The 23,222-nt window shown below is 70.3% G+C and carries 21 protein-coding genes; 3 read left to right on the forward strand and 18 right to left on the reverse strand.

From position 1 onward, the window contains the following. Positions 1–237: 237 nt before the first annotated feature. Positions 238–792: a helix-turn-helix domain-containing protein gene (locus tag AB0I15_RS34780; RefSeq protein ID WP_358104950.1), complete on the reverse strand. Its 555-nt coding sequence runs from the start codon at positions 790–792 to the stop codon at positions 238–240. A gap of 80 nt (positions 793–872) precedes the next feature. Between AB0I15_RS34780 and AB0I15_RS34785 the strand changes: the two genes are divergently transcribed. Further along, positions 873–1,544 (forward strand): SDR family NAD(P)-dependent oxidoreductase, encoded by a 672-nt coding sequence (locus tag AB0I15_RS34785; RefSeq protein ID WP_358104953.1) that lies wholly within the window; start codon positions 873–875, stop codon positions 1,542–1,544. 15 nt (positions 1,545–1,559) lie between these two features. Continuing rightward, positions 1,560–2,306, forward strand: a complete 747-nt coding sequence (locus AB0I15_RS34790; RefSeq protein WP_358104956.1) for a DUF2071 domain-containing protein — start codon at positions 1,560–1,562, stop codon at positions 2,304–2,306. 13 nt (positions 2,307–2,319) lie between these two features. On the opposite strand, the gene AB0I15_RS34795 is transcribed toward AB0I15_RS34790, so the two are convergent. The 5 genes from AB0I15_RS34795 to AB0I15_RS34815 all read right to left on the reverse strand — a co-directional run bounded on the left by AB0I15_RS34795 (position 2,320) and on the right by AB0I15_RS34815 (position 7,981). Further along, on the reverse strand, positions 2,320–3,843 hold the full coding sequence (locus AB0I15_RS34795; protein ID WP_358104959.1) for a carboxyl transferase domain-containing protein: 1,524 nt from the start codon (positions 3,841–3,843) through the stop codon (positions 2,320–2,322). A 56-nt stretch (positions 3,844–3,899) separates the two neighbouring features. Continuing rightward, positions 3,900–5,399, reverse strand: coding sequence for an FAD-binding oxidoreductase (locus tag AB0I15_RS34800; RefSeq protein WP_358104962.1), 1,500 nt, complete (start codon positions 5,397–5,399; stop codon positions 3,900–3,902). A gap of 58 nt (positions 5,400–5,457) precedes the next feature. Next, the gene (locus AB0I15_RS34805) at positions 5,458–5,862 is read right to left on the reverse strand and encodes a DUF3224 domain-containing protein (RefSeq protein ID WP_358104965.1); all 405 of its coding nucleotides are present in this window, start codon (positions 5,860–5,862) and stop codon (positions 5,458–5,460) included. A gap of 36 nt (positions 5,863–5,898) precedes the next feature. Then, positions 5,899–6,681 (reverse strand): LLM class flavin-dependent oxidoreductase, encoded by a 783-nt coding sequence (locus AB0I15_RS34810; protein WP_358104968.1) that lies wholly within the window; start codon positions 6,679–6,681, stop codon positions 5,899–5,901. 91 nt (positions 6,682–6,772) lie between these two features. Beyond that, positions 6,773–7,981: an FAD-binding protein gene (locus tag AB0I15_RS34815; RefSeq protein ID WP_358104971.1), complete on the reverse strand. Its 1,209-nt coding sequence runs from the start codon at positions 7,979–7,981 to the stop codon at positions 6,773–6,775. A 79-nt stretch (positions 7,982–8,060) separates the two neighbouring features. Between AB0I15_RS34815 and AB0I15_RS34820 the strand changes: the two genes are divergently transcribed. Beyond that, a complete protein-coding gene (locus tag AB0I15_RS34820) occupies positions 8,061–8,411 on the forward strand; it encodes a PLDc N-terminal domain-containing protein (protein ID WP_358104974.1) in 351 nt (116 codons plus the stop codon). A 7-nt stretch (positions 8,412–8,418) separates the two neighbouring features. Here the strand turns inward: AB0I15_RS34820 and araA are convergent, their stop codons facing one another. From araA to AB0I15_RS34880, 12 genes are all read right to left on the reverse strand, one after another. Further along, positions 8,419–9,873, reverse strand: coding sequence for an L-arabinose isomerase (araA, locus tag AB0I15_RS34825; protein ID WP_358104977.1), 1,455 nt, complete (start codon positions 9,871–9,873; stop codon positions 8,419–8,421). Next, positions 9,870–10,517 carry an L-ribulose-5-phosphate 4-epimerase gene (locus tag AB0I15_RS34830; protein ID WP_358104980.1) on the reverse strand — a complete coding sequence of 216 codons (648 nt, stop codon included), beginning with the start codon at positions 10,515–10,517 and terminating at the stop codon, positions 9,870–9,872. Before AB0I15_RS34830 ends, araA begins: the two co-directional genes overlap by 4 nt. After that, on the reverse strand, positions 10,514–12,133 hold the full coding sequence (gene araB / locus AB0I15_RS34835; protein WP_358105217.1) for a ribulokinase: 1,620 nt from the start codon (positions 12,131–12,133) through the stop codon (positions 10,514–10,516). The genes AB0I15_RS34830 and araB overlap by 4 nt, the downstream gene beginning before the upstream one ends. A gap of 55 nt (positions 12,134–12,188) precedes the next feature. Next, positions 12,189–13,202, reverse strand: coding sequence for a LacI family DNA-binding transcriptional regulator (locus tag AB0I15_RS34840; RefSeq protein ID WP_358104983.1), 1,014 nt, complete (start codon positions 13,200–13,202; stop codon positions 12,189–12,191). A 34-nt stretch (positions 13,203–13,236) separates the two neighbouring features. Continuing rightward, positions 13,237–14,496 (reverse strand): multiple monosaccharide ABC transporter permease, encoded by a 1,260-nt coding sequence (gene mmsB, locus AB0I15_RS34845; protein ID WP_358104986.1) that lies wholly within the window; start codon positions 14,494–14,496, stop codon positions 13,237–13,239. Between the two features lie 5 nt (positions 14,497–14,501). Further along, positions 14,502–16,031 carry a multiple monosaccharide ABC transporter ATP-binding protein gene (mmsA, locus tag AB0I15_RS34850; protein ID WP_358104989.1) on the reverse strand — a complete coding sequence of 510 codons (1,530 nt, stop codon included), beginning with the start codon at positions 16,029–16,031 and terminating at the stop codon, positions 14,502–14,504. Positions 16,032–16,085: 54 nt separating this feature from the next. After that, complete coding sequence (gene chvE / locus AB0I15_RS34855; RefSeq protein WP_358104992.1) at positions 16,086–17,204, reverse strand: multiple monosaccharide ABC transporter substrate-binding protein; 1,119 nt, start codon at positions 17,202–17,204, stop codon at positions 16,086–16,088. Positions 17,205–17,470: 266 nt separating this feature from the next. Further along, a complete protein-coding gene (gene yjfF / locus AB0I15_RS34860) occupies positions 17,471–18,454 on the reverse strand; it encodes a galactofuranose ABC transporter, permease protein YjfF (RefSeq protein ID WP_358104995.1) in 984 nt (327 codons plus the stop codon). Then, positions 18,451–19,461: an ABC transporter permease gene (locus AB0I15_RS34865; protein ID WP_358104998.1), complete on the reverse strand. Its 1,011-nt coding sequence runs from the start codon at positions 19,459–19,461 to the stop codon at positions 18,451–18,453. The genes yjfF and AB0I15_RS34865 overlap by 4 nt, the downstream gene beginning before the upstream one ends. Before the next feature lie 22 nt (positions 19,462–19,483). Further along, positions 19,484–20,995 (reverse strand): sugar ABC transporter ATP-binding protein, encoded by a 1,512-nt coding sequence (locus AB0I15_RS34870; protein WP_358105001.1) that lies wholly within the window; start codon positions 20,993–20,995, stop codon positions 19,484–19,486. A gap of 83 nt (positions 20,996–21,078) precedes the next feature. Further along, positions 21,079–22,062: an ABC transporter substrate-binding protein gene (locus AB0I15_RS34875; RefSeq protein ID WP_358105004.1), complete on the reverse strand. Its 984-nt coding sequence runs from the start codon at positions 22,060–22,062 to the stop codon at positions 21,079–21,081. Between the two features lie 75 nt (positions 22,063–22,137). Then, positions 22,138–23,118, reverse strand: coding sequence for a LacI family DNA-binding transcriptional regulator (locus AB0I15_RS34880; RefSeq protein WP_358105220.1), 981 nt, complete (start codon positions 23,116–23,118; stop codon positions 22,138–22,140). Positions 23,119–23,222: the final 104 nt, after the last annotated feature.

Here is a 23,222-nt window from a genome sequence, read left to right on the forward strand (position 1 = left end):
GAGACGATTCACGAGCTTAGCCTTCTGACGAGTCGGTTTACGGAAGCAGGCCCTTGACGAGCGCCCGCACCCCTTTGGCGTAGGTGTCCCGCGCGGTCAGCTCCTCCCACCGGCCGCCGATCTCGCCGGCCGTGTAGTGCCAGCCACGGGCAGCCGGTCAGGGCGTCGCGCATGGCCAGGGCGACGGTCAGCCCGGCCACGCCGTCCTGCTCGATCACCCGATGGGCGGCGAGCTCTTCACGCGCCGACGGGTTCCTGATGAGGTCGAGGTCTGAGGGCGTCGAGCATGAGCCGGAAGTGGCGGCGCCACCCCCCGGGGTCCGCCTCGGCCACCCGTGAGACGGCCATCATGAAGTACGCCAGATCGATCGGCCCGACGTCGCCCCGCAGCGCCCCGGCCCGTTGCGCCCGGTCCACGAGCCGTGCGACCAGCCCGTTGACCTCGGACCGCTCGTCCAGGTGCGACAGGCAGACCAGCTCGGTGAAGGCCCGGTCCCTGGCCTGGAGGTCGCACGTCTCCTCCAGGAAGCGCACCAGCCCCTCCCAGGCGTCCCCGGCCTCCAGGGACCGCCTCGCGAGCCCGGCCCAGGCGCTCACCTTCTCCTCCAGGAGCGTGTCGATCAGATCGCCGCGCTCGGGGAAGTGCCGGTAGAGCGTCCCGATCGCGACCCCCGCCCGTTTGGCCACCGCCTCGAGCGGCGCCTCGATGCCGCGTTCGGCCAGCACCTCCCTGGCCGCCGCCACGAGGGCGTCACGGTTGCGGCGGGCGTCACGGCGAAGCGGTCGGTCCATGCCGCCATTCTAGTGAAGTCGAGGGTGGGCCTCAGGTTCGTGCTAACCTGAGGACTACCCTCGACTTAAGGAGACCTGGCATGAGGATCGCCATCATCGGCGCGGGACCCGGCATCGGCCTGGCGGTGGCCCGCCGCTTCGGCAAGGAGGGCTTCGAGGTGTCCCTCGTGGCCAGGGACCAGGACCGCCTGACCGCCCTGGCGGAGCGGCTGACGGCCGAGGGCGTCCGGGCCGGCGCCCACGCCGCCGACCTGACCGACGAGACCTCCCTCACCCGGGCGCTCGACCGGATCGGCCCCGTGGACGTCCTGGTCTACAACGGCGCGGGCACGGCCAGGGCCCGCACCGCCGCGCTCGATGTGACCAGGCAGAGCGCCCAGGACGCCTTCGACGGCGCGGTGCTGGGGGCGATCACGGCGGTCGGCGCGGTTCTGCCGGCCATGCTGGAGCGCGGCTCGGGCGCCCTGCTGTTCACCTCGGGCATCTCCGCCGTCCACCCGCTGCCGTTCCTGGGCAACATCGGCATCGCGGCGGCGGGCCTGCGCAACTACGTCCTGTCCCTGGCCGAGGTCCTGGCCGGGCGTGGCGTGCACGTGGGCCACGTGCCCATCTCCGCCGCGGTGCTGCCCGGCTCCCCCGCCTCGCCGGAGGCCGTGGCGGAGACGCACTGGAGCCTGTACGCCGGGCGCGACCGTACCGAGGTGATCCTCGGCGATCTGGCCACCGTCCAGGCGGCGATCGGGGCGCTGTGACCGTACGGTGAGGGCATGACCTTCGCCGGCACCCCCCGCCCGCGCCCCCGCTGGTACCACGCACGCACCGACCTCGACGACTTCGCCATCGTCAGCTACCGCGTGGACGCCGACGCCCTGGCCCGGCACCTGCCCTGGGGCTTCGCCCCGATGAAGATGACCTTCGCCGACGGCCCCGGCGCCCTGGTCTCCGCCGTCGCGTTCAGGGACCGGGACTTCCACTTCCGCTTCCTGCCGCAGGTGGGCATCGACTGCGGTCAGATCAACTACCGGGCCTACGTCACCGCGCACGGGCGGCCGGGCGTCTGGTTCTTCGGCACCGCCCTCGACCATCCGGTCGTCGCGATCCCTCAATACGTGTGGGGCATGCCGTGGCGCCGCGCCCGCATCCGGATCGAGGCGGACTGGGACGCCGTCCCGGCAAGCTGGCATCTGGAGGCGGGCCCCGCCCACTGCACGGCGGCCGAGCTCCCAGAGCCGCTCGCCCTCCTCGACGGGTTCGCGGGCGAGCCCGACTGGCTGGAACGGCTCACCCACCCCACCCTGGGCTGGTACCGCCGCCGTGACGGGAGGGTGGGCACGTACAGCATCTGGCATCCGGTGATGCGCCCCCGCCACCTCACCGCCACGTCCGCCCGGTTCCCGGTCTTCGAACGCCTCGGACTGATCACCCCGGACACCTCGCCCCACTCGGTCCTGGCCCAGCCCAGCCTGCACTTCGACATCCACACCCCGCCGCACCGGTTCGTCCCGGGCAGGTGAGCGCCAAGACCGTTCAGGGGCGGGCGGCGGGGTTCGGCCCGACGTCCAGGGCCGCGTAGGCGTCGTGGACCCAGTCCGTCAGCGCGGGACGGGTCTCCGCCGGGTCGATGATGTCCTCCACCAGGAACGCCTCAGCGGTTCTGAACGGCGACCTGACCGCCTCCAGGCGTTCGGCGATCTCGGCCTTCAGCGCCGCCGCCTGCGGGCCCGCCTCCGCCAGCAGGCGTTTGAAGGCCACCTCCAGCCCGCCCTCGATCGGCAGTGAGCCCCAGTCGCCGGAGGGCCAGGCCACGCGCAGTCCGTAGCGGTCGTGGGGCCGGTGGGCGGCTCCGGCGACGCCGAAGACGCGGCGGATCAGGACCGAGGCCCACGGGACCGTCGACTGGTAGACGGCCGCCAGCGCGCGGGCCCCGCGCCGGATCGTGCCCGCCCGCTCGGCCGCCGTGCCGATGACGAAGCCGGGCTGGTCCACCAGGTGGACGACGGGGAGGTGGAACGTCTCGGCCAGGTCGATGAAGCGGGCCATCTTGTCGGAGCCCTGGGCCGTCATGCCGCCGCCGTAGACGCGGGGGTCGGAGGCCAGGACCGCCACCGGGCGCCCGTCGAGGCGGGCCAGGGCGGTGATCATGGAGGCGGCGAACCTGCGGCCCAGCTCCGTGACCGTGCCCGTGTCGAAGACCAGGTCCATGATCGCCCGCATGTCGTAGGGGCGGCGGCGGTCGCGGGGGACGAGGGCGCGCAGCTCGGGCGAGGTGCGGCCAGGGTCGTCGGCCGCGGCGGTGACCGGGGGCGGTTGCCAGGCGTTCTGGGGCAGGTAGGACAGCACCCGCCCGGTCAGCTCGAACGCCTCCCGCTCCGAGGCCGCCACCAGGTCCACCGTGCCGGCCGCCGAGACCGTACGCCAGCCGCCGAGCTCCTCCTTGCCCACGCTCTCCCCCATCCCGGCCGCCACCACCGCCGGGCCGGCGATGAAGACCTGGGACAGCTCCTTCACCATGATCGAGACGTGGGAGGTGACCAGGCGGGCCGCGCCGAGACCGGCGACCGGGCCGAGGGCCAGGGCGATCACCGGGATCCGGCCCAGGTTGGCCACCACCTGGTCCCAGCCGGGGTTGTACGGCACGTACGTGCGCCCGTACTCCTCCAACTGCTTGACGCTGCCCCCGCCGCCGGTGCCGTCGATCAGCCGGACGAGCGGCACCCGCATCTCGCCCGCCATGCGCTCGGCCAGGATCTGCTTGTCGTGGATGGCGGCGTCGGCCGCCCCACCGCGCACGGTGAAGTCGTCGCCCGCCACGACCACCCGGCGACCGGCCAGGCGGGCGCGGCCGATGATGACGTTGGAGGGCGTGAAGCCGTCCTCGCCGGTGCGGCCGGTGAGGCCGCCGACCTCCTGCCAGGTGTCGGTGAGGGCCGCGAGGCGTTCGCGGATGGTGAGGCGGCCGGTCGCGTGCTGGCGGGCGACCCGTTCCTCGCCTCCCATCTGCTCGGCCAGCTTCCTGCGGCGCTGCAGTTCGGCGAGTTCGGGGTCCCACACGACGCGCTCCCTCCGACGACGTACCGGCTGGTCGGTACGTTACTGGATCACGCCGGTCAGATCAGCACCCCCGGATTGAGCAGGCCCTGCGGATCGAGCGCCGCCTTGGCGGCCCTGAGCGCGAGGGCGAACGGGTCCGGCCGCTGCCGGTCGTAGAAGGGGCGGTGGTCGCGGCCCACGGCGTGGTGATGGGTGATCGTGCCGCCCATCCGCAGGACGGTCTCCGAGAGGCGGCTCTTGAGGTCGTCCCACTGCGCCAGCTCCCCGCCAGGCACGGCGGGGGCGACGATCGTGTAGTACGGCGCCGGCCCGTCGGGATAGGCGAAGGCCAGGCGGCACGTCGCGCCCTTGTGCTCGGCCATCACGGCCTCGTGCAGGGCCGGGAAACGGTCCCAGGTGACGGCCGTCTCGACGGTCTCGGCCAGCACCCCCAGCCCCGGGTACGCGTTACGCAGGTACGGCATCCGCGTGAACGCCCCCTTCCACGCCTGGTCCTGCCGCGCCTCCCCGGCCACGCCCCCATGCCCCGCGACGATCTCCAGCGCCCGCGACACCCACGCGTCCACGGGATGGTCGGCCGACTCGAAGCCGACGATGAGCACCGCGTGCCGTCCGTCGCCGCCCGAGGTCAGCGCGGCCTCGCGGGCGTCCAGCAGCCGGCAGTTCGACGGGTGCAGACCGGACTGCGCGAGGTCGTGCACGGCGGCCACCCCGGCCGCCCACTCGGCGAACCGCACCGGCAGCGACACCTTGTGCACCGGCCGCCGGTGGACCCGGATCCAGGCGCGGGTGATCACGCCCAAAGCGCCCTCGGAGCCGAGCAGCCAGCGGTCCGGCGACGGGCCCGCGCCAGAGCCCGGCAGCCGGCGCGACTCCCACGCCCCGGCGGGCGCGACGGCCCTGACGGACTCCACCAGGTCGTCGATGTGGGTGTGCAGGGTGGCGAAATGGCCACCGGCCCGGGTGGCGATCCAGCCGCCGAGGGTGGAGAACTCGTACGACTGCGGGAAGAAGCGCAGTTGCAGCCCGCCGAGCAGCCGCGCGTTGATCTCGGGCCCCGACGCGCCCGCCTCCACCAGCGCCGCCTGCGAGGTCTCGTCCACCTCCAGGACCCGGTTCATGCGGCGCAGGTCGAGGCAGACGGAGGGGCCGTCGAAGCGGGACTCGACGCCGCCCACGACGCTCGTCCCGCCGCCCCTGGGCACCACCGCCACCCCGTGAGCCGAGGCCCACTCCAGGACCCGCTCGATCTCGTCCTCGTCGCCCGGCAGTGCCACCAGGTCGGGGGCGTGGGCGAAGTCGCCCCGGTAGGCGCGGATCAGGTCGCGGTAGGCCTGGCCGTAGGTTCGCACGGCCCGCTCGAACGGGTCGGCCGTGCAGAACGGCAGCGGCGGGACGGCGAGCCGGGGCTCGGGCACCAGCTCCGGGGAGAAGGGCACGGGCGGCTCCCACGCGGCCGGGTCGCCCAGCCCCGTGTGCTCGCTGAACAACCGGGCGATCTCCCGTAATTCGGACTCGTCCGGCTCCGGGCCCCAGGCCCAGTGACTTGTCGGCATAGGACGATTGTCAGACCGCGACCCTCCGACCGCGACTGCCTGACCGAGACCGATGGCGTCAGAGGGTGTAGTCGAAGGTGTAGGAGTGGCCGCCGTCGGGGGTGATGGCGATGCCCATCTCGCCCCGCAGCCCGCGCAGCTCCCCGGTCGCCGAGTCCGCGACCACCCTGACGCGCAGCGACTGCTCGCCGGCGTCGCTGGTGGCGTCGCTGGTGGCGTCGTGCTGGACGACGAAACTGCCCGAGCGCCCGTCCAGGGTCCCCTCGACGCGCTCGAGCGCCACGTAGGAGCGCGACGCCTCCACGGGGGTGGTCGCGATCATCATGGTGACGACGCTGGTGCCGGTCAGGTCACCGTGGAAGGTCTTGTCCAGGGTCACGAGCCCGAGCGTGACGCCGTCGCGGTCGTCGAAGGGCGGCTGGGGAGTCCAGTTGGCGGTGTCGAAGGTTCCCTTGGCGGTCATGGCGACCATCGTGGCAGGCGTACCTGTCAGGTCCTGTCAGGTACCGGCGAGCCTTTCCACGACCGGCGCGAAGTCGTCCATGAACTGGGCGTTCACCGACACGTACGAGATTCCGAGCCGCTCCCTGCGCCGGAGCAGCGTGTCGGCCATCTCCCGGGGCGTGCCGGTCAGGATGCCGACCCCGCTGCGGCCGAAGCGGCTGAGCGCCCACTCCGGGGGCTCGGCGCCGGCGCAGGCCAGGTTCAGGTTGAGCTCGAGGGTGTTGAAGCGGTCGCCGGCCAGCTCGTACAGCTCGTCCAGTTTGGCCGCGAGCTGCTCCTCGGTGTGGTGCGGCGGGACGCCGAGGGCGACCGTGCCGGCCTTCTCCGCGGCCAGCCGCAGCAGCCGGGTGCCGGCGGCGGCCACCATGACGCGCACGTCCTTGACCGCGTCGATGATCTGGGAGATCCGCTCGATGCGCTCGCCGGGCGTGCCGTAGCGCACGCCGAGCGTGGCCGCGTCCCGCTCGGCGTCCGGCCGCCCGGCGCCCAGGCCCAGCTCGAAGCGGCCGTCGGTGAGGGTCTGCAGGGTGGAGGTCTCCCACGCGACGGCCTCGGGGGTGCGGTTGGCGGCGCTCAGGACGTAGGTGCCGACGCGCAGGGTCGTCGTGGCCGTCGCGGCGACGGCGGCGGCGGTGAACGGCGACAGCGTGCCCAGCGTGTCGGGCACCAGGAGGGTCGCGTAGCCGAGGCGCTCCGCCCGGCGGGCCAGGCCGGTCCACACGCCGGCGTCGGGGGCTTGTCCGGCGACCGCGCCGAACCTGAACGGGTGATCGGTCATGCCCCCAACGATGTCCGACGTGCGGCCCCGGCACATCGTCCCCCGGACCGGTGATCCGCTACATCCGGGGGCGCAAGCCTTCGAGGGCGCCCTACTCCCCCAGCAGTATCCGGGTGAAGTCGCCGCCGAACTTGCCCTCGGGGTCGAACCGGCGCACCAGCGCGCGGAAGCGGTCGGGGCAGGCGGGCCAGCGGGTGAACAGCTTGCCCCAGTGCGGCAGCGGCTCGTACGGCGCCAGCGTCTCCTCCACCAGCCGCAGCACCGGCATCACGGTGGGGACGTCGCGCACCCAGGTGAAGTGGATGCCCACGCTGTCCCGGCCGTGGAAGGGGCTGAGCCACAGGTCGTCGGCGGCGATCGAGCGGACCTCGGAGATCTGCAGGGCCGGGCGGATGCGGTCGCCGATCGCGAACAGCTCGCGCAGCGCCTTGACCGCGTGCTCCCTGGGCAGCAGCAGCTCCGACTGCAGCTCGTCGCCCGCACCGCTGGGCGGGAAGTCGGGGCGGAAGTGCGGCAGCCGCTCGAACCACGGGCCGGGCACGCCCATCTGGACCGTGCAACTGTCGGCCGGCATGTCGGGCAGCGGGTGACGGGGGCGGTCGGCGGGGGTCGTGCCGTACCAGTCGGGGTCGGTCAGCTCCTCCTCGCGCTTCACCCAGACGCGGGTGTCGCGGTAGTCGGTGAAGAGGCTGACGCTGTAGCCGCTGGACATGATGGCGTCGAAGTCGGCCAGGGCGTCCGCGGACAGGCCCTCGCGGACGTACTGGCGCAACTCGAAGGCGGGCACCAGGTCGAGCGTGAGCGAGGTGACGATGCCGAGCGCGCCCAGCGACACCACCGCGCCGGGGAAGTCGGCGTCCCCGCGCGAGAGTGACAGGGTCGAGCCGTCGGCGGTGACCAGGTCGAGGCCGGACACGGCGGCCGCCAGGCTTCGCACGGCGTCGCCGGAGCCGTGGGTGCCCGTCGCGACGGAGCCGGCGATGGAGATGTGCGGCAGCGAGGCCATGTTGGCCAGCGCGAAGCCGGCCTGGTGCAGCAGCGGCGCGAGGCGCGCGTACGTCATGCCCGCGCCGGCCCGTACCGTGCCCGCGGCGCTGTCGATCTCCACCAGGTCCGGCATCCGGTCCAGCACCACGAGGTCGCCGGTGGTGTCGGCGACGTGGTTGAAGGAGTGCGCGCTCCCCAGCGCCCGCACCCGCGCGCTGCCCGCCACGAGCCGCCGGAGCTCGTCGAGGGAGGCCGGGTGGTGCACGTCTTCTGCGTGGAATGTGGTGTTTCCAGCCCAATTGGTCAACGTCACGGCTTTACCTTCCCACAGCTTCGCCTTGTCAGCCCGGCCGGGTACCGCTAGTTTCAGGTGCCGCTGACGGAGGTGTGCCGTGCTGTATCTGTCCCAGGTCATGGGCCTGGTCACGCTCGCGCTCTGGCTTTACTGTCTCTTCGACGTGATCACCACGCCCGAGGCGCTCTGCCGCAACCTGCCGAAGCTCGGCTGGTTGGTCGTCGTGGTGATCCTCCCATTGCTCGGGTCGCTGCTCTGGCTGGTGGCGGGGCGGCCTCAGCGTGTCCCGGGCACCGCCACCCAGCCCAGCGCGTTCCCCGAGTACGACCGTCCCGGCCGCTTCGCCGCCACCAACCCGGACGACGACGAGGAGTTCCTGCGCCGCTGCCGCGAACGCGCCGAGGAACAGCGCAGGAACGCCCCCAAGAAACCCGCCGACGAGGACTAGAAGCCGGCTAGAAACCCTGGGCCAGGCGGTAGTACGCCTGGTTCCAGCGCAGCTCCTTGGCGAAGCGCTCAGTCGTGGTGCCGGCGTCGATGACCACCAGCTCCACGCCCAGCATGTCGGCCAGGTCGGTCAGCTCCTCCCGGCCCACGGCCTGCGACAGCACCGTGTGGTGCGGCGCGCCCGCGGTCAGCCACGACTCGGTGGAGGTGCGCAGGTTGGGCCGGGGGCTCCACACGGCGCGGGCCACGGGCAGCTTGGGCAGCGGCTGGGGCGGCGACACGACGTCGATCTCGTTGGCCACCAGGCGGAACCGGTCGCCCATGTCGGCCAGGCCGACCACGATGCCGGGGCCGGGCTCGGCATCGAACACGAGCCGGACCGGGTCCTCCCGGCCGCCGATGCTCAGCGGGTGGATCTCGCACGACGGCGTCCCGGCCGCGATGGACGGGCAGACCTCCAGCATGTGCGCGCCCAGGATGAGCTCCTCGCCGGGCGTCAGGTGGTAGGTGTAGTCCTCCATGAACGAGGTGCCACCCGGCGCCATCGCCTTGAGGGTGCGCAGCAGGACCGAGGTCTTCCAGTCGCCCTCGCCGCCGAAGCCGTAGCCGTCGGCCATGAGCCGCTGCACGGCCAGGCCGGGGAGCTGGCGCAGGCCGCCGAGGTCCTCGAAGTTCGTGGTGAACGCCTTGAAGCCGCCCGCCTCCAGGAAGCCGCGCAGGCCCAGCTCGATCCGGGCCGCGTAGCGCAGCGAGTCGTTGCGCTCGCCGAGCAGCTCGGGGGCCACGGTGTACTGCTCGGCGTACTCCTTGACCAGCGCCGTCACGTCGGCGTCGGAGGCGGCGTCCACGACCTCGACCAGGTCGTTGACGCCGTAGGTGTTGACCGAGACGCCGAAACGGAGCTGCGCCTCGACCTTGTCGCCCTCGGTGACGGCCACGTCGCGCATGTTGTCGCCGAAGCGGGCCAGCTTCAGCGTGCGCACCTCGGCCAGGCCCTTGGCGGCACGCTCCCAGACCAGGATGCGCTCGCCCACGGCCGGGTCGCTGACGTGCCCGGCCACCGTCTTGCGCGGCACGCCGAGCCGGGTCTGGATGTGCCCGAACTCGCGGTCGCCGTGCGCGGCCTGGTTGAGGTTCATGAAGTCCATGTCGATGGAGCTCCACGGCAGCTCCACGTTGGCCTGCGTGTGCAGGTGCAGCAGCGGCTTGCGCAGCGCGTCGAGCCCGGCGATCCACATCTTGGCCGGGGAGAACGTGTGCATCCACGCGATCACGCCGGCGCACGAGTCGTCGGCGTTGGCCTCGAGCATGATCCGCCGGATGGCCGCGGCGTCGGTCAGCACGGGCTTCCAGTCCACGGACACGGGCAGTTGCTCCGCGATCCGCTGGGACTGCTCGGCCACCTGGCGCAGTGTGTCCTCGCCGTACAGTCCCTGGCTGCCGGTCAGAAACCAGATGTTCAACGCGGGCTCCTCTGTCCGTAGACGTTCTGATAGCGGTCGTACAGGCGGTCGATGTCGTCCTGCGCGATGGGCAGCGGGTCGCCGAGCTGGCGGGCCACGTGGACGGTACGCGCGACGTCCTCGCACATGACGGCGGCCTTCACCGCGGCCTTCGGGTCCTTGCCGATGCTGAAGACGCCGTGGTTCTGCATGAGCACGGCCTTCGAGCGGTGCCCCTTGAGCGTCTCGACGATGCCCTGGCCGATCGAGTCGTCGCCGATCAGCGCGAACGGGCCGAGCGGGATCTCGCCGCCGAACTCGTCGGCCATCGCGGTCAGCACGCACGGGATGGCCTCGCCGCGGGCCGCCCAGGCGGAGGCGTACGTCGAGTGGGTGTGCACGACGCCGCCGACGTCGGGCATGTTGCGGTAGACGTAGGCGTGCGCCGCCGTGTCGCTGGACGGCGAGTGCTCGCCCTCCACCAGGTTGCCGTCGAGGTCGCACACCACCATGTTCTCCGGCGTCAGCTCGTCGTAGGAGACCCCGGAGGGCTTGATGACGAACAGGTCCTCGCCCGGCACCCGGCCCGAGACGTTGCCCGCCGTCCAGACCACCAGGTTGTAGCGGACCAGCTCGGCGTGCAGGTCGGCGACGATCTTCCTCATGCCTGGGCCTCGTTCCTGATCGCGCGCAGCGTGTGCAGCGTCTGTCCGTCTCCGAAGAAGTCGTGGAGCCTGCGGTACTCGGCGTAGAGCCGGTCGTAGGCGTCGGCGCGTGCCTCGTCGGGCACGTACGCGTTCTCGGTGCGCTTGCCCATGGCCGCGGCGGCCTCCTCGATGGAGGGGTAGGCGCCGGCGGCGACCGCCGCGTGGATGGCCGAGCCGAGCGCGGGACCCTGGTCGGAGCCGATGACCGACAGCGGGCGGCGCAGCACGTCGGCGTAGACCTGCATGAGGAAGCGGTTCTTCAGCAGCCCGCCCGCGACGATGAACTCCTCGACCGGCACGCCCGACTTCTCGAACGTCTCCACGATCATCCGCGCGCCGAACGCCGTGGACTCGATGAGCGCCCGGTAGACGTCCTCCTGCCTGGTCGCCAGCGTCTGGCCGATGATCACGCCGGACAGGTTGTGGTCGACCAGCACCGAGCGGTTGCCGCCGAACCAGTCGAGGGCGACCAGGCCGTGCTGGCCCACCGCCTGCCGCTCGGCCTTCGCGGTGAGCTCTTCGTGCCCTTCGGAGCCGAAGGTGTCGACGAACCAGGCGAAGATGTCGCCGACCGCCGACTGCCCGGCCTCGTAGCCCCACAGGCCCGGCACGATGCCGTCGCGGACGACGCCGCACATGCCGGGCACCTCGGCGAGCTGGTCGCTGGGCATGATGTGGCAGGTGGAGGTGCCCATGATGGCCACCATCTGGCCGGGCCTGACGGCGTCGGCGGCGGCGGAGGTGACGTGGGCGTCCACGTTGCCGACGGCCACGGCCGCGCCCTCGGGCAGGCCGGTCCACGCGGCGGCCTGGGCGGTCAGGCGCCCGGCGAGGCCGCCCAGCGGGGCCAGCGTGGTGCCGTTGACGTCCTCGCCGACCTGGCCGGTGGCGAGCTTGCCGGCGAACCCGGTGAAGCCGGGGTTGAGCTCGGCCAGGAACTCCTCCGACGGGTAGCTCCCGTCCTGGAAGACGCCCTTGTAGCCGACGGTGCAGATGTTGCGGCTCTCGACGCCGGTGAGCCGCCAGATGATCCAGTCGGCGGCCTCGATCCAGCGCTCGGCCCTGGCGTACACCTCGGGGGCCTCCTCCAGGACCTGAAGGCCCTTGGCGAACTCCCACTCGGAGGAGATCTTGCCGCCGTAGCGCGGCAGCCAGCTCTCGCCGCGGCGCGCGGCCAGCTCGTTGATCCGGTCGGCGTGCGACTGGGCGGCGTGGTGCTTCCAGAGCTTGGGCCAGGCGTGCGGCTCGCCGGGCGTCTGCTCGCACAGCGGCGTGCCGTCGGCCGTGGTGGGCATCACGGTGCAGGCGGTGAAGTCGGTGCCGATGCCGACGATCTCCTCGGGCGGCACGCCCGCGGCGGCCACGGCCCGCGGCACCGCGATCTTGAGCACGTCGATCCAGTCCTGCGGCGACTGCAGGGCCCAGTCGGGGCCGAGGCGCACGTCGGAGCCGGGGAGCGTCTGCTCGATGACCCGGTGGGTGTATTCGTGGACGGCGCTGCCCAGCTCGGCGCCGTCGCTGACGCGCACGACGACGGCACGCCCAGAGAGCGTGCCGAAGTCCACTCCGACCACGTAATTGTTAGCGTTCACATTGAACTCCAGGAGGTTCCGGGGGCATGCCAATCATCTACCTGACGGGAGCCGTACTCGACCTCACCACGAAGCTGGGCCGTACGACCAGGCGCTCGTACGCGGTGACACCCCCATCGATCTGCCGCAGCAGCACCTCGATGCAGTGCCTGCCCACCACGTCGAAGTCCTGCCTGACCGTGGTGAGCGGCGGCGAGAAGAACTCCGACTCGGGGATGTCGTCGAATCCCACCACACTCATCTGCTCGGGAACGCGCACCCCCGTCTCCGACAGGGCGCGCAGCACGCCGAGCGCCATCTGGTCGTTGGCCGTGAAGACGGCCGTGACGCCGTCCATCGCGGCCAGGCTCTTGCCCGCCTCGTAGCCGGCGCGCGGGCTCCAGTCGCCGGCCAGCGGCTCGGGCACCGGCCGGCCCGCCTCCAGCAGCGCGGCCCGCCAGCCCTCGATCCTGCCCTCGGTCTCCAGCCAGTCGCTCGGGCCGCTGACGTGCCAGACGGTCTCGTGGCCCTGCTGGAGCAGGTGCCGCGTGGCCAGCCTGGCGCCCTCCACCTGGTCGATGCAGACCACCGACACGCTGGCGTTGTGCGTGCCCTCGACCGCCACCGCCGGCATGCCGGTGGGCAGCCGGTCCAGGGCGCGCGCGGCCGAGCGCTGCGGCGCGACCACCACGACCCCGTCGACGCCCTGCTCGGCGAGGTAGTCGATGGCGTCGCGCACGCCGGCCGCGTCGATGGACTTCAGGCTCACGATGCTGACGAAGTAGCCCGCGGTCCTGGCCGCCTGCTCGATGCCGTAGATCGTGCTGGCCGGGCCGTACAGCGTGGTGTCGAAGCTGACCACGCCGAGGGTCCTCGACCGCTTGGTGACCAGTGCGCGGGCGACCAGGTTGCGCCGGTAGCCCAGCCGGGTGATGGCCTCCTCCACCCGGGCCCGGGTGTCGGCCCGGACGTTCGGATGGTCGTTGAGCACCCGGGAGACCGTCTGATGCGACACGCCCGCCTCTTTGGCCACGTCGGCCATCACCGGCAGGCGGCGCTTGGGGGTGGTCACGGTCTCTCCTCTCGGCTGGGCTCTCGGGATCCTATTAGCGCGTGACGCCGGACCTGCGCTTGGTCCACACGTCGAACGCGACGGCGGCCAGGAGCACGGCGCCCTTGACGAGCATGACCCGCTCGCTGGGCGAGCCGATCAGGGACATGCCGTTGTTGATGACCGCCATGATCAGACCGCCGGTGATGGCGCCGACGACCTTGCCGACGCCGCCCTGGACGGCCGCGCCGCCGATGAAGGCCGCCGCGATGGCGTCCAACTCGAAGCTGTTACCGGCTGTGGGGCCCGCCTGGTTGAGCCGGCCGGCGAAGATGATGCCGGCGATGGCCGAGAGCACGCCCATGTTGACGAAGATCCAGAAGACCACCGACTTGACCTTCACGCCGGACATGACGGCCGCCTGGAGGTTGCCGCCGATGGCGTAGATCTGCCGGCCGAACACCGTCCGGTTGGCCATCAGCGAGTACGCCAGCACGAGGATCGCCAGCAGCACCAGCACCCACGGCAGGTTCTTGAACCGGGCGAGCTGCACGACCAGGAACAGGATCAGCGCGGCGCCCGCCGCCATCTTCAGCACGAACAGCGCCATCGGCTCGACCGCCTGGCCGTAACCCTTGCGCGCACCCCGGGTACGCCACTGGGAGGCCACCATGCCCGCGATCGCCACGATGCCGATCAGCAGGCTGAACAGGTCGGCGCCGCCGAGCGGGCCGAGGCCGATGTTGCCGAGGTAGCCGTTGGTGAAGCCGTTGGCCAGCGTACGGACCTGGTCCGGGAACGGGCCGATGCCCTGGTTGCCCAGGACGGTCAGGGTCAGCGCCCGGAACAGCAGCATGCCGGCCAGCGTCACGATGAACGCCGGGATGCCGAAGTAGGCGATCCAGTAGCCCTGCCAGGCTCCGATGAGCGCGCCGGCCACCAGCGTGGTGAGCAGGGCCAGCGGCCATGGCCAGCCCATGTTCACCATGAGCACCGCGGCCAGCGCTCCCGTGACCGCCACCACCGAGCCGACCGACAGGTCGATGTGCCCGGCGATGATGATCAGGATCATCCCGATCGCGAGGATCAGGACGTAGGAGTTCTGGACGATGATGTTCGAGATGTTCTGCGGCGTGAGCAGCGCACCGTCGGTCAGCACCGAGAACAGCACGATGATCAGCGCGAAGGCGATGTAGATGCCACTGGATCGCAGGTTGAGCGAGATGCCGCCGAGCGACACCCGGCCCGGCTGCCGTGGCCCTCCACCGTCGCCCTTGGCGCCGACCTTCACGTCGGCGGGCGTGATGCTGCTCATCAGAGCTACTCCTGTCCCTTGGTCATGAGGTGCATGAGGCGTTCCTGGGTGGCCTCCTGGCGGAGGACCTCGCCGGTGATGCGACCTTCGGAGAGTGTGTAGATGCGGTCGCACAGGCCGAGCAGCTCAGGCAACTCAGAGGAGATCACCAGCACGGCCTTGCCCTCGTCGGCCAGGCGGTTGATGATCGTGTAGATCTCGTACTTGGCGCCGACGTCGATGCCCCGGGTGGGCTCGTCGAGGATGAGCACGTCAGGCTCGGTCAGGATCCACTTCGAGAGCACGACCTTCTGCTGGTTGCCGCCGCTCAGCTTGCCGACGACGCTGTTGACGCTGGGCGCCTTGATGTTCATGCTCTTGTGGAACTGCTCGGCGACGCGATATTCCTCGTTCTCGTTCACCCAGCCGTTCTTGGCCAGGCCCTTGAGCCCGGCCGCGCTGATGTTGCGCTTGATGTCCTCAATGAGGTTGAGCCCGTAGCGCTTGCGGTCCTCGGTGGCGTAGGCGATGCCGTGCCTGATCGCGTCCTGGACGTGGTTGATCTCGATCGGCTTGCCGTCCTTGAAGACCTTGCCGGAGATGTGCACCCCGTACGCGCGCCCGAACACGCTCATCGCCAGCTCGGTGCGCCCGGCGCCCATCAGCCCCGCCAGGCCCACGATCTCGCCGCGCCGCAGCGTCAGCGCGGCCCGGTCGACCACCTTCCGGCCGGGCTGGCTCGGGCTGTAGACCGTCCAGTCCTCGATCCGCAGCGCCTCGTCGCCGATCGTCGGCTCGTGGGGCGGGAAGCGGTTGTCGAGGGCGCGCCCGACCATGCCGGCGATGATGCGGTCCTCGGTGACGTCGTCGGTGGCCATCTCCAGCGTCTCGATCGTCCGGCCGTCGCGGATGATCGTGACGGAGTCGGCGATCGCGGTCACCTCGTTGAGCTTGTGGGAGATGATCACGCAGGTGATGCCCTCGTCCCGCAGCCCGCGCAGCAGGTCGAGCAGGTGCGCCGAGTCGTCGTCGTTGAGCGCGGCGGTCGGCTCGTCGAGGATGAGCAGCTTCACCTCTTTCGACAGCGCCTTGGCGATCTCGACGAGCTGCTGCTTGCCGACGCCGATGTCGGCGATCGGCGTCGTCGGGTTCTCACGCAGCCCGACCCGCCGCATGAGCGCGGCGGCCTCGAAGTTGGTGCGGTTCCAGTCGATGATGCCGCGCTTGGCGCGCTCGTTGCCGAGGAAGATGTTCTCCGCGATCGACAGTTGCGGGCTGAGCGCCAGCTCCTGATGGATGATGACGATGCCGGCGTGCTCGCTGTCGCGGATGCCGCCGAACACGCAGCGCTCGCCCTCGAAGGTGATCTCGCCTTCGTACTCGCCGTGCGGGTAGACCCCGGACAGCACCTTCATCAGCGTCGACTTGCCAGCGCCGTTCTCACCACAAATAGCGTGGATCTCGCCCCGTCGTACCGACAGGTTGACGTCCTGCAGCGCCTTGACACCGGGGAACGTCTTGGTGATCCCGCTCATCCGCAAGATGTGCTCGGTCATATGCCCCTCGCTCAGAGCGCCCCGGGAGGACGCCTGTCCTCCCGGGGCGAGCCCTTACTTGAGCTGGTCCTCGGTGTAGTAGTTGCCGCCGACGATGACTTCCTTGTAGTTGCTCTTGTCCACGATCACCGGGTCGAGCAGGTACGAGGGCACGACCTTGTTGCCGTTGTCGTAGTCCTTGGTGTTGTTCACCTCGGGCTGGGCGCCCTTGAGCACGGCGTCGGCCATCTTCACCGTCTGCTCGGCGAGCTTGCGGGTGTCCTTGAAGATGGTGGAGTACTGCTCGTCGGCGATGATCGACTTGACCGACGCGAGCTCGGCGTCCTGGCCGGTCACGGTCGGGTACGGCTGGCCGCTGGTGCCGTAGCCGGAGCTCTTGAGCGCCGACAGGATGCCGATGGACAGACCGTCGTACGGCGACAGCACGCCGTCCACCTTGGTGCCCCCGGTGTAGGTCTTGGTGAGGATGTCCTCCATGCGCTTCTGCGCGGTGGCCGGGTCCCAGCGCAGGATGGCGGCGGTCTTGAAGTCGGTCTGGCCGCTCGCGACCTTCAGGGTGCCGTCGTCGATCTTCGGCTTCAGCACCGACATCGCGCCCTCCCAGAAGAAGGTGGCGTTGTTGTCGTCAGGCGAGCCGCCGAACAGCTCGACGTTGAACGGGCCCTTCTTGCCGTCCTCGACGCCGAGGCCCTTGAGCAGCGAGGTCGCCTGCTGCACGCCCACCTTGAAGTTGTCGAAGGTGGCGTAGTAGTCGACGTTCGGGCTGTTGCGGATCAGCCGGTCGTAGGCGATGACCGGGATCTTGGCGTCGGCGGCCTGCTGGAGCTGGGAGGTGATGGCGGTGCCGTCGATCGAGGCGATGATCAGGAGCTTGGCGCCCTTGGTGATCTGGTTCTCGATCTGGTTGGCCTGCGTCGGGATGTCGTTCTCGGCGTACTGGAGGTCCACCTTGTAGCCGAGCTTCTCGAGCTGCTGCTTGACGTTGTCACCGTCATGGATCCAGCGCTCGGAGGACTTCGTCGGCATGGTGACGCCGATGAGGGCGCCCGCGTTACCGGCGGCGGCCGAGGCGGATGCCTCGGTGTCGACGGTCTTCGTGCTCGAGCCACAGGCCGTCATGGTCGCGGCGAGCGCGATGGCGGACACCACGCCCCCGATTCGTCCCAACCTCATGTGCATCCCTTTCCATGGGGGTCGCGGCAGCGCAGGACGCGGCGGCTGCCGATAGAGCGAAAAATTCGATCACCGAACGTGACGAATCAGAACAAAGTTCGCGCGTATCCGCCGATTGTTATCGCTAACAAAGCTTATGTCAACACTCGGACATAACCGACCGGTAACTTTCCGGAAACCTGCGGCAGGCCGCCGCCACCGCGCCTACCAGGCACAACGGCGGAGTGGCAGGCCAATGGGCAGGTTTCTTGCCGATTTCGCCGAGGTCAGCGGCGCGATCGGGCCGAGAAGAGCCGCTGCAGCAGGATGAAGACGAAGAGCAACATTCCGATGAAGATCTTGGTCCACCACGAGGAGAGCGTCCCTTCGAAACTGATGATCGTCTGGATCAGCCCGAGCACGAGCACGCCGAGCACGGTCCCGAGCAGGAAGCCGCTGCCACCCGTGAGCAGCGTGCCGCCGATCACGACCGCCGCGATCGCGTCCAGTTCCATCCCCACGGCGTGCAAGCCGTAGCCCGAGAGCATGTAGAACGACAGCAGCACCCCGCCCAGCGCCGAGCAGAACCCGCTGACGGTGTAGACCGTGATCTTCGTCCGCCCCACGGGCAGCCCCATCAGCAGCGCCGACTGCTCGCTGCCGCCGGTGGCGTAGACGGACCGGCCGAAGCGGGTGTAGTGCAGCACGTACGCCGCCACCCCCACGACCACCAGCGCGATGATCACACTCGGCGAGACCCACATGCCGGCGAACAGGTCGACCTTGGTCTGCGCGAACGCCGTGAACGTCGGGTCGTCGATCGGGATCGAGTCGGTCGCGATCGTGTAGCACAGCCCCCGGGCCAGGAACATGCCCGCCAGCGTCACGATGAACGGCTGGATGTCGAAGGCGTGCACGATGTACCCCATCACCAGCCCCAGCCCCGACCCGATGGCCAGCACCAGCGGGATCACCAGGTACGGCGGCCACCCCGGCCCCTCCATGAGACTGGCCGAGATCATCGTGGACAGCGCCACCACCGACCCCACCGACAGGTCGATGCCCCCGGTGAGGATCACGAACGTCATCCCGACCGCCACCACCAGCAGGAAGGCGTTGTCGATGAAGACGTTCAGGACCACCTGACCGCTGGCGAACCCCTCGTAGCGGATCCCGCCCACCACGAACATCGCCAGGAACAGGCACCCCGTCACGAGCACCGGCAGGTACTTGGTCGGAACGGCCGTCCGGCCGAGCGTCATCGTGGTCATGTGGTCACCCGCACCTTCTCCTCGGGCACCGCGCTGGGCACGGGCCGCCCGCGCCGGCGGAACACCTTCTCGCGGAAGGACGGCGACTGGATGAGGCAGACCGCCGTCACGACCAGCGCCTTGAACAGCAGCGTGGTCTCCGGCGGCACGCCGATCGAGTAGATCGTCGTGGTCAGGGTCTGGATGATGAGCGCGCCCAGCACGGTGCCGCCCAGCGAGAACCGCCCGCCCGACAGCGACGTGCCGCCGATCACCACGGCCAGGATCGCGTCCAGCTCGATCCACAGGCCGGCGTTGTTGCCGTCGGCGCTGGAGACGTTCGAGCTGATCATCAGACCGGCCACGCCCGCGCACAGGGCGGCGAACGCGTAGACCATGATGATGATCCCGCGCGACCTGATGCCCGCCAGCCTGCTCGCCTCGGCGTTGCCGCCGACCGACTCGATCAGCATGCCCAGCGCCAGCCGCCTGGTCAGGAACGCGGTGACGGCCAGCACGCCGATGACGATGAGGATGCCGAACGGCACCGTCAGCCAGTAGCCGCCGCCGATCACCTTGTACGCCGGGCTGTTGACGGTGATGATCTGCCCGTCGGTGATGAGCTGGGCCAGACCGCGCCCGGCCACCATGAGGATGAGCGTGGCGATGATCGGCTGGATCCCGATCCCCGCGACCAGGAACCCGTTCCAGGCCCCGAGCACCAGGCACAGCCCGAGCGCAAGCGCCACGGCGGTGAACACGCCGGCGTCCTGGCTGATCTGCAGGCAGGCCAGCGCGCCCGCGATCGCCACCACCGAGCCCACCGACAGGTCGATGCCGCCGGTCGCGATGACCAGCGTCATGCCCAGCGACACCAGGATCAGCGGCGCGCCGAAGCGCAGAATGTCGATCAGGCTGCCGTACAGGTGGCCGTCCCTGACCTGGATCGAGAAGAAGGTGGGCGTGAAGAGCACGTTCAGGATCAGCAGCAGCGCCAGGACCACGAAGGGCCACAGCAGGCGTCTCACGAGGCTCGCCCTCCGCTCGCGATCATGTTGCTCGCCCTCCGCTCGCGATGGTCTCCATCAGGACGTCCGTGGTGAGCCGGTCGTCGTTGGGCAGCTCGGCCACCAGCCGGCGGTCGCGCAGCACCTCGACCTTGTGGCTGAGCCTCAGCACCTCCTCCAGCTCGGCGGAGATGAACAGCACCGCCATGCCACCGTCGGACAGCTCCGCCACCAGCCGCTGGATCTCGGTCTTCGCCCCGACGTCGATGCCCCGGGTGGGCTCGTCCAGGATGAGCAGCCGGGGCTCCAGGATCAGCCACCTGGCCAGCACGACCTTCTGCTGGTTGCCGCCGCTGAGGTTGCGTACCAGGTGCTCGGGGTTGGGCGGGCTGATCTTCAGGGCCTTGATGTACCTGTCGACCAGCTCGTCCTGCTGCTCGCGCGGCACCGGCCTGGTCCACCCCCGGGTGGCCTGCAGGGCCAGGATGATGTTCTCGCGCAGGGTCAGGTCCGGGATCAGCCCGTCGGCCTTGCGGTTCTCCGAGCAGAACGCGATCCGCTGCGTCATCGCCGCGCGCGGCGTGCGCAACGACGACGGCGACCCGCCGACCACGATCTCCCCGGTGCTCGCGTGGTCGGCGCCGAACAGCAGCCGGGCGACCTCCGTACGGCCCGAGCCGAGCAGCCCCGCCAGGCCCACGACCTCGCCCTCGTGGATGGTCAGGCTGAACGGCTCGATGGCCCCGGTGCGGCCGACCTCACGGGCCTGCACCAGGGGCCGGTCGAACACCTTCGCCTCACCGTGCAGCCGTTCGAGCGCCGCCAGCTCCTGGCCGATCATCTTGGCGACCAGCTCGACCTGCGGGAGCTCGGCCGTGAGGTACTCGCCCACGAGCCGGCCGTTGCGCAGGATCGTCATGCGGTCCGAGATCTCGTAGATCTGGTCGAGGAAGTGGGAGACGAAGAGGATCGCGATGCCCTCCTCCTTGAGCCGCCGCATCACCCTGAAGAGCTGCGCGACCTCGTCGGCGTCCAGGCTGGAGGTGGGCTCGTCGAGGATCAGCACCCGGGCGTCGATGTCGATCGCCCGCGCGATGGCCACCATCTGCTGGATCGCCAGCGAGTACGACGACAGCGGCGCCGACACCTCCAGGCTCAGCTCCAGCCGCGACAGCAGTTCCCCCGCCCTGGCCCGCATGCGCTTCCAGTCGATGCGGCCCCGGCGGCGCGGCTCGCGGCCGAGCAGGATGTTCTCGGCCACCGAGAGGTTCGTGCAGAGGTTGACCTCCTGGTAGACCGTGCTGATGCCGGCCTGCTGCGCCTCCAGGGGGCTGCCGAACGCGACGGGCGCGCCGCCCAGCTCGATGGTGCCCGCGTCGGCGGGGTGGACGCCGGTGAGCACCTTGATCAGAGTGGACTTGCCCGCGCCGTTCTCTCCCATGAGCGCGTGCACCTCGCCGGGCAGCAGCCGCAGGTCCACGCCGTCCAGGGCCCTCACCCCCGGAAACTGTTTGCCGATCCCGCTCATCGTCAGGACCGGCGCGGGTACAGCCATTCGTCCTTCCCTTCCACTGGCGTCCTCCTCGCCCGTCCGGGGGACCCCGCGCTTCGGCGGGAGGTCCCCCGGAACGGGGTGGATCAGTACTGACGGGTCGACAGGACCTGCTTGGCCTGCTCCTGGGTGAACGTGGTCTCCTCGGTCACCACGCGGGGCGGCACCTGCTCACCCTTGAGGACCTTCTTGGCCAGGTCCATGAGCTGCGGGCCGAGCAGCGGCGAGCACTCGACGATGAAGTTGATCTTCCCGTCGGCGAGCGCCTGCATGCCGTCCTTGACCGCGTCCACGGTGATGATCTTGATGTCCTTGCCGGGCACCTTGCCCGCGCCCTCGATCGCCTCGATGGCGCCCAGGCCCATGTCGTCGTTGTGCGCGTAGAGCACGTCGATGTCGGGGTTGGACTTCAGGAAGGCCTCCATGACCTCCTTGCCCTTGGCCCGGGTGAAGTCGCCGGTCTGCGAGGCCACGACCTTGAACTTCGACTCCGCCCCGATGACCTCGGCGAAGCCGGCCTTGCGGTCGTTGGCCGGCGCCGAGCCGGTCGTGCCCTGCAGTTCGACGATGTTGACCGGATCGGTGGCGTCTTTGTACTCCTCGACCAGCCACTGCCCGGCCTTCTTGCCCTCCTCGACGAAGTCCGAGCCCAGGAAGGTCTTGTAGAGGCTCGTGTCCGGGGAGTCCACGGCGCGGTCGGTCAGGATGACCGGGATCTTCGCGTCCTTGGCCTCCTTGAGCACCGTTTCCCAGCCCGACTCCACCACCGGCGAGAAGGCGATGATGTCCACCTTCTGCTGGATGTAGGAGCGGATGGCCTTGATCTGGTTCTCCTGCTTCTGCTGGGCGTCGGAGAACTTGAGCGTGACGCCCGCGTTCTTGGCCGAGTCCTGGACGGACTTGGTGTTCGCGGTCCGCCAGCCGCTCTCCGCGCCGACCTGGGAGAAGCCCATGGTGATCGAGTCACCGCCGCCGCTCGTACCGCCGCTGCCACCGCTGCCGCTGCCGCATGCCGCCACCGACATCGCGGTGAGCCCGGCCACCACGAGCGCCGAGATCCTCTTTAACACGTGGGGGGTTCCCTTCTGATGTGAACGCTAACATCCCAGGGCGGGCGCCAGCGCTACCTGCCTTCCTGTACGGCACTAAGCCCGGGCCGTGCTGACCCTGGCGACGAACGTGGGCGGCACCACGAGCCGCTCCCGTTCCTGTGGACCGCCTTCGAGCTGCCGCACGAGCACCTCGATGCTGTGTCTGCCCACCGCGTCGAAGTCCTGCCTGATGGTCGTGAGCGGCGGCGAGAAGAACTCCGACTCGGGGATGTCGTCGAAACCGACCACGCTCACCTGTTCGGGCACTCTCACCCCCTGCTCGATGAACGCCCGCAGCACGCCCAGCGCCATCTGGTCGTTGGCGACGAACACCGCCGTGACGTTCCTCAGGCTCGCCAGGCTCCGGCCCGCCTCGTATCCCGAGCGCGGACTCCAGTCCCCGGCGAGCGGTCGCGGGGCCTCGCGGCCCGCCTGCTCCAGCGCGGCCCGCCACCCGGCCACGCGCCCTTCCGCCTCCAGCCAGTCGGAGGGACCGCTGACGTGCCAGACCGTCTCGTGGCCCAGCGACAGCAGATGCTCGGTGGCGAGCCTGCCTCCCGCGACCTGGTCCACGCAGACCACGGAGACGTCGCCCGCCTCGCCGCCCTCGACGGCCACGGTGGGCACGCCGAGCGGCAGGTCGGCCAGCGCCTGGGCGGCCGAGCGCTGCGGCGCGACCACCACGATCCCGTCCACGCCCTGGTCGGCCAGGTAGTCGAGGGCATCGCGCACGCCGGCCTTGTCGATGGACTTGAGGCTGACGATGCTGACGAAGTAGCCGGCCGCCCTGGCCGCCCGCTCGATGCCGTAGACCGTGCTGGCCGGGCCGTACAGCGTGGTGTCGAAGCTGACCACTCCGAGCGTTCTGGAGTGCTTGGTGACCAGTGCGCGGGCGACGAGGTTGCGGCGGTAGCCGAGCTTGTCGATCGCCTCGAGCACCCGCGTCCGGGTCTCGCTGCGCACATTCGGATGATCGTTGAGCACACGGGAGACCGTCTGATGCGACACGCCCGCCTCCTTGGCCACATCGGCCATGACCGGCAGTCGGCGCTCCAGGCTGGATCCCACAGCCGTGCTCCTTTCCTGGCTTGGCCCCGACTGTGAACGTTAACAACGGGTCCCGTCAAGGGGCCCTTCAT

The organism is Nonomuraea sp. NPDC050643, from assembly GCF_040654715.1.
Lineage (GTDB): Bacteria > Actinomycetota > Actinomycetes > Streptosporangiales > Streptosporangiaceae > Nonomuraea.